Below are 12,456 nucleotides of genomic sequence, written 5' to 3'. Positions count from 1 at the left end.
CCGGGCGACGCCTCCGCTCACCTGCCGGGGCGACGGTCCCTGCTCACCGCCAGTGCAGCGCCCGCCTATGCGGCCGGGGGACTGCGAGGAGTTCGGCATCGGGCGCGAGCACGAAGCCGTTTCAGAGCCGAGAACCGGCGATCGGAGCGGAGGTCGCCGGGTCATCCGACACTTTGTGCGCCCACGCCTCTTAGCAGGCGCTCATGCCGCGCGCTCCCACGTCAGCAAACTCACGGTACCGGTCGTCCGTCGCGGCCCACGGGTCGGTGCTTACCCTCGTGCAGACACCATATTCCTTGGCTAGGCTGATTGTCGGTGCGCGGCGCCACAAGCGTCGGCGCGCGTGCAGACCGCGAAACCGAGATGGAGAAACCGTTGCCCGGAGAGAACCTCACCAGGATCGAAGCCCAGGAGCGCGCCGCGCTCATCACCGTTCAGAGCTACGAGGTCACCCTCGACCTCACGACCGGACCGGAAACGTTCGGCAGCGAGACCACGGTGCACTTCACCGCGACGCCCGGCGCGTCCACCTTCATCGACGCGATCACCCGCACCGTGCACTCGGTGACGCTGAACGGCGCCGCGCTCGACCCCTCACTCGTCAGTGACGGCATCCGGATTCAGCTCGACGGCCTAGCCGCCGAGAATACGCTCACCGTCGTCGCCGACGCCGAGTACACGAACACCGGCGAGGGCCTGCACCGCTTCGTCGACCCGGTCGACAACGAGGTCTACCTGTACAGCCAGTTCGAGGTGCCCGACTCCCGCCGCGTCTTCGCCGTGTTCGAGCAGCCCGACCTCAAGGCCACGTTCGCCTTCACCGTCACCGCCCCCGGCGCCTGGGAAGTCATCTCCAACTCCGTCACGCCCGAGCCGATGGATGCCGGCAGCGGCCACAAGACCTGGGCGTTCGCCCCCACCCACACCATCTCCAGCTACATCACTGCCCTCGTCGCCGGCCCTTACGCAGTCGTGCGCAGCGAGCTGACCTCCAACGACGCCCGCGTCATCCCGCTCGGGCTCTTCTGCCGTAAAAGCCTGTTCGAGTTCCTCGACGCGGATTACCTGTTCGAGAAGACCCGCCAGGGCTTCGCATACTTCGAGGGCAAGTTCAACTACCCGTACCCGTTCGACAAGTACGACCAGATGTTCGTGCCGGAATTCAACGCGGGCGCCATGGAGAACGCCGGCGCGGTCACCTTCACGGAGACGTACGTGTTCCGGTCCAAGGTCACCGACGCCATCAAGGAACGCCGCGTCGTCACCGTGCTGCACGAACTGGCGCACATGTGGTTCGGCGACCTCGTCACCATGAAGTGGTGGAACGACCTGTGGCTGAACGAGTCGTTCGCCGAGTGGGCGTCGACCATGGCAACCGCCGAGGCCACCGAGTGGACCGAAGCGTGGACCACCTTCGCCGTGATGGAGAAGAGCTGGGCCTACAAGCAGGACCAGCTGCCCTCCACCCACCCGATCACCGCCACGATCAACGACCTCGAAGACGTGCAGGTCAACTTCGATGGCATCACCTACGCCAAGGGCGGCTCCGTGCTCAAGCAGCTCGTGGCCTGGGTCGGCCGCGATGAATTCTTCGCCGGCGTCGCCGCGTACTTCCAGAAGCACCAGTGGGGCAACACCGAGCTGACCGACCTGATGGCCCTGCTCGAAGCCTCCAGCGGCCGCGATCTCACCGAGTGGACGAAGCTGTGGCTCGAGACCGCGGGCGTGAACACGCTGCGTCCCGAGATCGTCGTGGACAAGTCCGGCGCCATCACCGGCTTCACGGTGCTGCAGACCGCCGCGGCCGACTACCCCACCATCCGCCCGCACCGCCTCGCCATCGGCTTTTACGACCGGGTGGACGGCGCCCTGGTGCGCACTCACCGGATCGAGATCGACGTCGACGGCGAGCAGACGGATGTCCCGTCACTGCTCGGCCGCCAACAACCCGACCTCGTTCTGCTCAATGACGATGACCTGGCCTACGCCAAGATCCGCCTCGACCCGGAATCGCAGGAGGTGGCCCTCGAGAACCTCTCCGCGATCGAGAGCCCCCTCGCCCGCGCCATCATCTGGGGCGCGGTCTGGGACGCCACCCGCGACGCCGAGACCTCGGCGCGCGACTTCATCACGCTTGTGCTCGGCAACGTCGCGACGGAATCCGAGTCCACCACGCTGCGCACCGTGCTCGGCCAGGTTGTGCTCGCCGCCTCGTACTACGTCGCCGAGGAATTCCGTACGAGTACAGTCAAGGAGGTCGGTGACGCGCTCTGGTCCCTCGCCCGCCACGCCGACGCCGGCAGCGACGAGCAGTTCCAGTTCGTGAAGTTCTTCGCCGCCATCGCGACCACCGACAGCCAGCTGGCATCCGTTGCCGCGCTGCGTGGTGGCACGGCGCCGCTCGACGGCCTCGAGATCGACACCGACCTCTCCTGGGAGCTGCTCATCGCCCTCGTAGCCGGCGGCAAGGCCGACGCGGTCGAGATCGACGCAGCACTGGCCGCGGACAACACCGCGACCGGCGCCCAGTCGGCCGCGCAGGCCCGCGCCGCCATCCCCACCCTGGAGGGCAAGCAGTCCGCCTGGTCGTCTCTGATCGACGTGGACACCGCGCCGAACACCATCGTGCGGGTCACGGCAGCCGGTTTCCTGCGGGCCAACGACACCACGTTGCTGGAGCCGTTCGTCGAGCAGTACTTCGCCATGTTGCAGCCGGTTTGGGCCGCCCGCAGCTTCTCCATCGCGGAAAAGCTGGTGCTCGGCCTATACCCGGCGCCGTTGGCTGACCGGGCGCTCGTCACCGCGACGCGAAAGTGGCTCGACGCCAACCCGGAGCCGCTCGCACTGCGTCGCCTGGTGATCGAGAACCTGGCCGGGGTCGAACGCGCCCTCGCCGCCCAGGCGCGCGACGCGGAGTAGCCGCGCCGAGGCATCCGCCCGCCCGCGCCGTTCGTGCCCCACGCCGCATCCGCCCTCGCCCCCGTCCCCACCCCCGCTCTCGCTCTCGCTCCCACCCTCGCCCTCGCCCTCGCCCTCGCCCCTAATAAATTCGACGGAGATTCTGCTCCCCGAGCCGCACAAAACCGGTTCAGCTCGTCGCCTGGGTAGAAATCTCCGTCGAATTCGTTCGGGCGGGTGGCAGGGGTCAACAGGGTGCGGCTGGGTGCGGTGTCGCGGACTCAGGACTTGGACAGGACGCGGCTCTGTAGACTCGGATCGTTATGGACTTTGACGCAATCTGGCTTGAACTGATTCAATTTTTCAAAATCGACCTGTGGCTCAGGGTCATCAATATCGTCGTCATCATTGTGGCCGCGCTGGTCATCCGGTGGGTGTTGCGCTTCGTGATCGACCGCGTCGTGCAACAGATCGTCACGGGGGTCAAGAAGACCCAGAACGTGGAGGACACGCAGGCGCTGAGCGTTTCGCCGCTAGCCGCCGTGCGCGTCGTGCAGCGCACCCGCACCCTCGGTTCGGTGCTCTCGAATATCATCAACGTGACCCTGTTGATCGTGACGATCCTGCTGATCGTCAACATCATCAACAATGAAATCCTGGGCTCTTTCGCCCTGCTGACGGCCGCGCTCGGCGCCGGTCTCGGTTTCGGCGCGCAGAACATCGTCAAGGACATCCTGAACGGGCTGTTCATGGTCGTGGAGGACCAGATCGGCGTGGGCGACATCGTCGACGTGGGCTTCGCTTCCGGGGTCGTGGAGACCGTCGGCATCCGTGTCACCCAGGTGCGTGACATCGACGGCACTCTGTGGTTCGTGCGCAACGGTGAGATCCTGCGCGTCGGCAACATGTCCCAGGGCTGGGCGCGCGTGATCATCGACCTCGCCATCCCCTACTCGTCCGATGTCGAGGCGGTGCAGAACGAGTTGCTGCGCGTCGCGAAGGCGCTCGCCTCCAGCCGCAAGTGGCGGTCGGTGATATTGGAGAAGCCGGAGATCTGGGGACTCGAGTCGATCTCCGCCGAGGCCCTCGTCGTGCGCCTCGTCGTCAAGACCCGGGTGGCGGCGAAGTGGGACTTCGCCCGCGACCTGCGCCTGCACCTGAAGAAGGCGCTGGACGGGCTCGGCATCGGTCTGACTCCGCTCAACAGCGTGGTCATGGCCGGCACGGATGGCGCGGTCGCCGCCGGCTCCGACCCCGGCTCCGAGGGAACGCCCGACGCGGCCGCGGAAGCAGCCGCGGCCATGCCGGACCTCACCACCGGCCCGTTCACGGCCCCGATCCCGGTGCGGAAGAAAAAGGCTCCCCGCGCACCCCGCCGACCCAAGAACGCCGCGACCGCGCTGCCCCAGGAGGCCCACCCACGCGCAGCGTCAGCGGATGTTTCCGGTACAGACCCGGCTGTGCCCACGGCCCCGACACCCAAGACCGCGGCACCCAAGGCCCCGACACCCAAGACCGAGGCACCCACGCACACGGCACCAGATCCGGAGACTCACGATGACGAATGACGCCGGCGCCCCCACTCCTGCCACGCCCGGTGCGGTCCACCTGCGCGCGGGCGAGAACGGCACCGCGATCGGCGCCACGTTCTACGAGCAGGTCGGCGGTAGGCCGTTCTTCGAGAATCTGGTGAACGAGTTCTATCGCGGCGTCGCTACCGACCCGGTACTGAAGCCGATGTACCCCGAAGACGACCTGGGCCCGGCCGCCGAGCGTCTGACCATGTTCCTCGAGCAGTTCTGGGGTGGCCCGACCACCTACAGCGAGCAGCGCGGCCACCCGCGGCTGCGCCAACGGCACCAGCCCTTCAAGGTGAACCCGGATTCCCGCGACCGCTGGCTGAACCACATGCGCGCCGCCGTCGACAAGGCCGCTCTTGCACCGCTGCAGCGCGACCAGCTCTGGGACTACCTCGAGCGCGCGGCCTTCGCAATGCTCAATACCTTCGACGAGTAGCAGCGCACCCGCTCTCGGCGCACCCGTGGGACGCAGGCGCAGGTTTTACCGTGCGCTCGCTTCTGCAATCTGCGCCGCGAGACACAGACCGACCGAACCAGGCCGACCGACGGATGCCGCCGCGCCTGCTTTACGAGTCGAGCTCGGCGACGATCTCCGCGGCCGTTGCGCGTCCCATCCGAATTGCGCCGTCGACGTGTTGGTAGCCCCTTCCGGCGAGGTCGCTGCAGGAGAACAGGATCGGGCCAACCGGTGTGCGCAGGTCCGCGCCGAAGCGAGCCAGCCCGCCCAGGTCGAAGCTCGCCGCGTAGGCGCCGCGGGTCCACTCTTCCGTGCCCCAGTCGCTCTCGTAGTAGACGACGGGCGTCAGTGCCTTCTGGCCGAAGTAGTGCGAGAGCGAGGTGAGGATGCGCTGCTTGCGCTCCTCCGCCGAGACGGTGAACACGCCATCGGCGGCCTCGTCGGAGACGAAGCCGACCAGAGTGCCGCGCGGGTCGTTGAAATTGGTGTTGTCGTAGGCCTCGTGGGAAAGCTCGTAGGGGCTGAAGGCCGTGCCGGAGAGGCCGTCCTCCCGCCAGAACGGGGTCTCGTAGACCGCGTGCACCTTGATCACGAAGCCCATCGAGAGGTGCTGGTGCATCATCTGCTGGCGGCGCGGCAGCGGCGGATCGAAGGAGATCCGGGTGTAGAGCACGGGAGGAACGGCAACGATCACGCGACGCGCACGCACCTCGAGGTCGTCGGTGAGCACACTCACGCCGGCGTCGCCCCAGCGCACGGTGCGGGCGGCCTGCCCGAGGAAGACGTCGTCACCGAGGTTCTCGGCCAGCAGGATCGGCACCCGCTGCAGCCCGCCCACGACCCGTTCGTCGAGGATGAAGTCGGCGTCGACGAGGTTGCTGAAACTGCCGGCGCTGGCCGCCATCAGGAGGGCCTGCAGCGTGGAAAATGCGTGCGCCGGCTTGGTCAGCATGGCCCCGGCGATGAAGAGGCTAATGTTGTCGCGGGCCTCCTGGTCGTCGGTCTCCTGCTCCAGCCAGCGCCGGAAGGAGATCTGGTCGAGCTCCACCGCACGCGGGTGTGCCCAGGGACGGTCGGGGTCCATCTGGTCCACGAGCTCGTCGAGAGTGGCGATCAGGGCCACCATCTCGCGCTCGGTGTCGGCCGAGACCGGGAAGATCTCGCCCTCGAACCGGGTTCGCTCCCCCGCGGCGTTGATGTAGACGCTTTCGCCCTCGCGGTACCGCGCAAAGGTCTCGAGGCCCAGCTCGGCGATGGTCTCCTTGAGTGCGTCCTGATCGGGCGAAACCCACTGGCCGCCGATCTCGAGCATGGCACCGTTGATGTCGTCGGTGTGGAGGCGGCCGCCGACGCGGTCTCGCGCTTCGAGCACGGCCACGGTGAGGCCGGCCTTCCGCAGCTCGGTCGCGGCGGTCAGGCCGGATGCCCCCGCGCCGATAATGACGATGTCACGTTCGATGATGCTCAAGAAGTGCTCCATTGCGTTCTGGTGGTGGGGAAGCAGGTGAAAAACAGGTACGTCGCCGGTCAGGAGACCGGGATGAGCGTGTACTTGGTGGACAGGTACTCCTGGATGCCCTCGAGCCCGCCTTCGCGGCCCAGACCGGATTGCTTGACACCGCCGAACGGTGCCGCCGCGTTGGAGACCAGGCCCGTGTTCAGACCCATCATTCCGGTTTCAAGCTTGGCGATCATCCGCTGCCCGCGGGCGAGGTCCTGGGTGTACACGTAGCTGATCAAGCCGTACTCGGTGGAGTTCGCCAGACGCACGCCCTCGGCCTCGTCGGCGAAGGTGACGATGCCGACGACCGGGCCGAAGATCTCCTCGGTCAGGAGGGCGCTGGCCGGGGCCACGTCCGTCAGCACGGTGGGCTCGTAAAAGGAGCCGGCGCCTTCGGGGCGCTTGCCGCCGGCGAGCAGGGTGGCACCGTGGGCCAGCGCGTCCTGCACGAGGGCGTCGGTGCCGGCGACGGCAGCCTCGCTGACGAGCGGGCCGATGGTGACGCCGGCTTCGGTGCCCCGGCCGATCTTCAGCGCGCCGACACGCTCGGTCAGGCGGCGGGCGAACTCGGCGGCGACGGACTCGTGCACGATGAAACGGTTGGCCGCGGTGCAGGCCTGCCCGATGTTGCGGAACTTGGCGAGCATCGCGCCCTCGACGGCCTTGTCCAGGTCGGCGTCTTCGAAGACGACGAACGGGGCGTTGCCGCCGAGCTCCATCGAGGTGCGCAGCACACCCTGGGCCGCCTGCTGAATGAGCTTGCGGCCCACGGGGGTCGACCCGGTGAAGCTGAGTTTCCGCAACCTGGGGTCGGCGATGATCGGCCCGGCAACGGCGGAAGAGGTCGACGTGGTGATCACGTTGACGACGCCGGCCGGTACCCCGGCGTCTTCGAGCAGCTGCACGAAGAAGAGGGTGGTCAGCGGGGTCAGCTCGGCGGGCTTCACGACGACCGTGCAGCCGGCGGCGAGCGCGGGGGCGATCTTGCGGGTGGCCATGGCCAGCGGGAAGTTCCACGGAGTGATCAGCAGGCACGGTCCGACCGGATACTGAGAGACAACCATCGTGCCGGTTCCCTCCGGGTTCAGCCCGAAGCGACCGCTGATGCGCACGGCCTCCTCGCTGAACCAGCGCAGGAACTCGCCGCCGTAGGTGACCTCTCCATTGGCCTCGGCGAGAGGTTTGCCCATCTCCATGGTCATCAGCAGCGCAAAATCATCGCGGCGCTCCTGCAGCAGGTCGAAGGCCCGGCGCAGGATCTCGGCCCGCGTACGCGGCGCGGTAGCCGCCCACGACTCGGCCGCCTCGACGGCCGCATCGAGGGCACGGATGCCGTCGGCGGCATCCGCGTTCGCGATCCGTTTGAGCACAGCACCGGTCGCCGGGTCGGTGACCTCGATGGCCTTACCGCCACCCTGCTGCCAGGTGCCGTTGATGTAGAGGCCGTCCGGGACGCGGGCGAGCAGTTCGGTTTCACGAGTGGACACGATGAGACTCTTTCCGATGCGATACGGGAAATGCGAATGAAGTTTTGATCAGGGGTGGAGGCCGTGCAGAAAGGGCGTTTCCGCCACCCTCCCCGCGGCGTTCCCCCAGTATGACTGATCGCCCTGTGCCCCCGTCGGCTTCGGGCAGGAGACCGCGGAGCCAGGGCTCATGCGGCGGCGAGCACGCTCACCAGCACCTGCAGGCCCTCGACGAGGAGGTCGTCGGAGATGCTCAGAGGCGGCAGGAAGCGGATCACGTTGCCGTAGGTGCCGCAGGTGAGCAGCACGACGCCCATGGCGTGGGCGGCAGCCACGACGCGGCCGGTGAGGGCGGCATCCGGGTCTCCGGTCACCGGGTCGACCAGTTCGATGGCGATCATGGCGCCGCGGCCGCGCACATCGCCCACACGCTTGTCGACGGCACGGATGGCGTTCAGCCGCTCGGTCAGGATGGCGCCGATTTCACGGGCGCGCTGGGCCAGGTTCTCGGTCTCATAGCTGCGCATGGTGGCCAGGGCCGCGGCGCAGGCGAGCGGGTTGCCGCCGTAGGTGCCGCCGATGCCACCGACCTGCGGTGCGTCCATGATCTCGGCGCGGCCGGTGACGGCGGAGAGCGGCAGGCCGCCGGCGATGCCCTTGGCCATCACCATCAGGTCGGGCACGATGCCCTCGTGGTTGCTGGCGAAGAGGTCGCCGGTGCGGGCGAATCCGGTCTGCACCTCGTCGGCAATGAAGACGACCTCGTTCGCGCGGCACCAGTCCACCAGGGTGGGAAGGAAGCCGGGTGCGGGCACGATGAAACCGCCCTCACCCTGGATCGGCTCGATGATCAGGGCGGCCAGGTTGTCGGCGCCGACCTGCTTCTCGATCTGGGAAATGGCGCGCCGGGCGGCCCCTACCCCGTCGAGTCCGGCGTCGCGGTAGGGGTACGACATGGGTGCCCGGTAGATCTCCGCGGCGAAGGGGCCGAAGCCGTTCTTGTACGGCTGGTTCTTCGCGGTGAGGCCCATGGTCAGGGTGGTGCGGCCGTGGTAAGCGTGGTCGAAGGCGACGACGGCCTGCTTGCCGGTGTAGTGCCGGGCGATCTTGACGGCGTTCTCCACGGCCTCGGCGCCGGAGTTGAACAGGGCGCTGCGCTTGGCGTGGTCGCCCGGGGTGAGCCGGTTGAGCATCTCGGCTACCTCGATGTACGAGTCGTAGGGCGTCACGGTGAAGCACGTGTGCGTGAACTGGGCCAGCTGGGCGGCCACGGCGGCCACGACCTCGGGGGCGCTGTTTCCGATGCCGGTCACGGCGATGCCGCTGCCGAGGTCGATCAGGAAGTTGCCGTCGACGTCGACAAGCACACCGCCGCCGGCCGCGACGATATAGGCAGGCAGGGTCACTCCCACCCCGGCGGAGACGGCCTCGATCTTGCGACGTCCGAGCTCCTGGGACTTCGGGCCGGGGATGGCGGTGACGAGGCGGCGTTCCTGGGGAAGGGACGGTCCGCCGACCGGGATCACAGAAAGGGCGTCTACGAGGGTCATTGCTGCTCCAGTTCGCTGGCTGTTGCATCGGCGCGGGGCCGGCGACGATACCGATTCCAGAAGGCTACGCAGGGCGGCCACCCGCAACATCCGGCACCGTGTACAACGCGCGGGTGAACTTTCGCCACGTTGTACACTCGTCGCATGGCTCCGAACCTGGCCCCGCCGCTCCTGCCCACCGTGCGCCGCCTGCTGGCCCAGCCCGGCCTCCAGCTGCGCCTGCTCACGGCCGAGCCGCAGCTGCCGGCACACGCGCTCGACCAGCCCGTGGAGTGGGTGCACGGCTCCGACCTGGCCGACCCGACGCCGTTTCTCTCCGCCAGCCAGGTGCTCCTCACCACCGGCACCCAGTTCGCCGACCCGATGACGGATGCCTACTACCGCGACTACGTGCGCCGGCTCACGGCCCGCGGCATCGCCTGTCTCGGCTTCGGCACGGAGGTCGTGCGCGCCGGCACGCCGGAGGCCCTCGTTGCGGCCTGCCTTGCCGAGGGGCTGCCCCTGATCGAGGTGCCCTATGACACTCCGTTCATCGCGGTGGCCCGCGCGGCCGGCGACCTGGTCGCCGAGTTGCGCTATGCCCGCAACACTTGGGCGCTGGACGCCCAGCGGGCCATCTCGCACGCGGCCCTCCGACCCGACGGCCTGAGCAACATTCTTAGCGAGCTGTCCCGGCAGCTGGGCCACTGGGTCGCGCTCTTTGACGCGAGCGGCACGCTCGACCGGGTCTTCCCCCGCGACGCGTTCTCCGGTTCCGCCTCCTCCACCGCCCTGCCGCAGGTGCAGGCGGAGGCCGGCCGGCTGCTCCGCCGCGGGCAGCGGGCCGGCACCACCCTCGACGAGGGCGGCGAGACTTTGACCCTGCAGACCCTGGGGAGGCAGGGCCAGCTGCGCGGGGTGCTGGCCCTCGGGGGCGGCACCCTGCTCGACCAGGCCAGCCAGCAGGTGGTGACCAGCGTCATCGCCCTCGCCGGGCTCGCGCTCGAGCAGAACAGCGCCCAGGGTCGCGCCCGCGGCCACCTGCGGTCCGGGCTGCTGCAGGCGCTGCTCGGCGGCGACCTCCCGCTGGTGCAGAGCATCTCCCGGGAGCTCTGGGGTGCCCTCCCGGCCGAGCCGGTACGGGTCGCCGTCGTCTCCCCGCCGCCCGAACGCTTGGACGCTCTGGCCGAGCTGCTCGAACTGCGGGTCGAGGAACGCCCCGGGCACCTGTTCTTCGCCCGCGACGGTGGCCAGGTGCTGCTCATCCTCGATGTCGCCGCCGATCCGGTGCTCGCCGAGCTGGTGGGCCTCGGGCTGCACGTGGGCGTCTCCGACCGGAGCGCCTATCGTGCCCTGCCGCACGCGGCGGCCCAGGCCCGACAGGCGCTCGAGCGCGCCCACGAAGGCGCGGCGGGCATCGTCGAATTCGAGGTGATCTCACGGCAGGGCGTGCTCGCGTTCCTGGCCCGAACGGATGCCTCGGAGGTCGGCCGCGCCACCCTCCGGCCGCTCTCCGACCACGATGCCGCCCACGGCACGGCGCTGCTCCCCACCCTGCGGGTGTGGCTCGAGCGCAACGGCCAGTTCGGCCCGGCCGCGACGGAGCTCGGCGTGCACCGACACACCGTGCGCGGCCGGATCAGCCACGCCGAGCAGTTGCTCGGGCGGGACCTCGGCGCCTTCCACGCCCGCGCCGACCTCTGGGCGGCGCTGCTGGCGTCGGCGGGATAGGCCGGAAACACCGCACGCACGAGGCGGCTCGCACACTGTGACGCAAGCACCCACACACCGGAAAGAGACAATGTTCAGTCTGAAGGACCTTCGCATTCCGATCATCGCGGCACCCATGGCCGGTGGCGCGTCCACCCCAGCCCTGGTGCGCAGCCTCAGCGCGGGGGGCGGCCTCGGGTTCCTGGCCGCCGGGTACAAGACCCCGGATGCGCTGGCCCGGCAGATCGCCGACGTGCACCAGAGCTCGCGGCCGCCGTACGGCGTGAACGTATTCGTTCCCGGGCCACCACTGACCGACCAGGCCGGAGTCGATGCCTACCGCCGGAGCCTGACAGCGACCGCGCTGGAACACGGCGTGGAATTGCCCCCGACACTGGCCGCGGACGATGACTGGTTCTCCGCCAAGGTGTCCCTTCTCATCGGGCACCGAGTCCCCGTGGTGTCGTTCACCTTCGGGTTACCGCCGGCCGAGGCCGTGGACGGTTTGCACGCCGTCGACGCGTGCGTGATCGCCACGGTCACCTCGGTTCGGGAGGCGGTTCTCGCGGAGGAACGCGGAGTCGATGTGCTCTGCGTGCAGGGCCCGGAAGCAGGCGGACACCGGGCGACCTTCACGACGGCCGAAGAACCGGAGACCACTCCCCTGATCGAACTGGTCCGCGCCATTTCGGACCTGGCGGTTCTGCCGCTCATCGCGGCCGGGGGCATCCACTCCGGTGCCGGGATCGCGACGCTCCTGGCGGCCGGCGCGGACGCCGTGCAACTGGGCACGGCGTTCCTCCGCACCGCGGAGTCCGGCGCCCAGCAGGCGCACAAGGACGCGCTCGTCGACCCGAACTTTGATCGCACCGTGGTCACGCGCGCGTTCTCCGGGCGTCCGGCACGGGGGCTGCGCAACGCGTTCATCATCGAGCACGACGCCACCGCGCCCCGGGCTTATCCTCAGGTGAACCATCTCACCAGTGGCCTCAGGGCGGATGCGGGTCGACGCGGCGACGCCGACGGACTCGCCCTCTGGGCGGGCACCGGCTTCCGCTCTGCCCGCGCAGAACCGGCGGCCGACGTGCTCACCCGGCTGTGGCAGGACGCCCGCGTGTCGCCGAGTCAGCGACCGGTGTCGAACCAATTCGACGGAGATTTTGATGTTTGAGCCGATTCTCGGCCAGTTTAAGGCCGATCCGGGCAAAATCTCGGCTCTCCTGCTGCTTCTGTGGGTTAAACCCGGCCGGGGAGCACTGGTTTGTGGCCGCCGAGGCTGAGCATGGCCAGGGCGATGAGGGCGTCGGGTGATTTG

At 68.7% G+C, this 12,456-nt stretch carries 8 protein-coding genes; 5 read left to right on the top strand and 3 right to left on the bottom strand.

Going from position 1 to position 12,456, the window contains the following annotated elements; genetic code table 11:
- Positions 1 to 375: 375 nt before the first annotated feature.
- The 3 genes from pepN (at position 376) to E3O47_RS04620 (ending at position 4,914) form a co-directional block, all read left to right on the top strand.
- The gene (gene pepN / locus E3O47_RS04630) at positions 376 to 2,919 is read left to right on the top strand and encodes an aminopeptidase N (protein WP_134419653.1); all 2,544 of its coding nucleotides are present in this window, start codon (positions 376 to 378) and stop codon (positions 2,917 to 2,919) included.
- A 302-nt stretch (positions 2,920 to 3,221) separates the two neighbouring features.
- Positions 3,222 to 4,466, top strand: coding sequence for a mechanosensitive ion channel family protein (locus tag E3O47_RS04625; protein WP_134343117.1), 1,245 nt, complete (start codon positions 3,222 to 3,224; stop codon positions 4,464 to 4,466).
- Positions 4,456 to 4,914 (top strand): globin, encoded by a 459-nt coding sequence (locus E3O47_RS04620; RefSeq protein WP_134400932.1) that lies wholly within the window; start codon positions 4,456 to 4,458, stop codon positions 4,912 to 4,914. The genes E3O47_RS04625 and E3O47_RS04620 overlap by 11 nt, the downstream gene beginning before the upstream one ends.
- Positions 4,915 to 5,044: 130 nt before the next feature.
- Here the strand turns inward: E3O47_RS04620 and E3O47_RS04615 are convergent, their stop codons facing one another.
- The 3 genes from E3O47_RS04615 to gabT form a co-directional block, all read right to left on the bottom strand.
- On the bottom strand, positions 5,045 to 6,403 hold the full coding sequence (locus tag E3O47_RS04615; protein ID WP_277870365.1) for an NAD(P)/FAD-dependent oxidoreductase: 1,359 nt from the start codon (positions 6,401 to 6,403) through the stop codon (positions 5,045 to 5,047).
- A gap of 59 nt (positions 6,404 to 6,462) precedes the next feature.
- A complete protein-coding gene (locus tag E3O47_RS04610; RefSeq protein ID WP_104103314.1) occupies positions 6,463 to 7,926 on the bottom strand; it encodes an NAD-dependent succinate-semialdehyde dehydrogenase in 1,464 nt (487 codons plus the stop codon).
- Between the two features lie 164 nt (positions 7,927 to 8,090).
- Positions 8,091 to 9,452: a 4-aminobutyrate--2-oxoglutarate transaminase gene (gene gabT, locus E3O47_RS04605; protein ID WP_134374204.1), complete on the bottom strand. Its 1,362-nt coding sequence runs from the start codon at positions 9,450 to 9,452 to the stop codon at positions 8,091 to 8,093.
- Positions 9,453 to 9,596: 144 nt separating this feature from the next.
- Here gabT and E3O47_RS04600 point away from each other — a divergent pair, with 144 nt between their 5' ends.
- Together E3O47_RS04600 and E3O47_RS04595 are read left to right on the top strand one after the other, a co-directional pair.
- Positions 9,597 to 11,162, top strand: a complete 1,566-nt coding sequence (locus tag E3O47_RS04600) for a PucR family transcriptional regulator (RefSeq protein ID WP_104103309.1) — start codon at positions 9,597 to 9,599, stop codon at positions 11,160 to 11,162.
- A 70-nt stretch (positions 11,163 to 11,232) separates the two neighbouring features.
- Positions 11,233 to 12,312 (top strand): nitronate monooxygenase, encoded by a 1,080-nt coding sequence (locus E3O47_RS04595; RefSeq protein WP_104103306.1) that lies wholly within the window; start codon positions 11,233 to 11,235, stop codon positions 12,310 to 12,312.
- Positions 12,313 to 12,456: the final 144 nt, after the last annotated feature.

The sequence above is a fragment of the Cryobacterium sp. TMT2-17-1 genome (assembly GCF_004402765.1).
Lineage (GTDB): Bacteria > Actinomycetota > Actinomycetes > Actinomycetales > Microbacteriaceae > Cryobacterium > Cryobacterium sandaracinum.
Note: the sequence above shows the minus strand (reverse complement) of the source record. Positions and strands in the feature narration are given on the sequence as shown.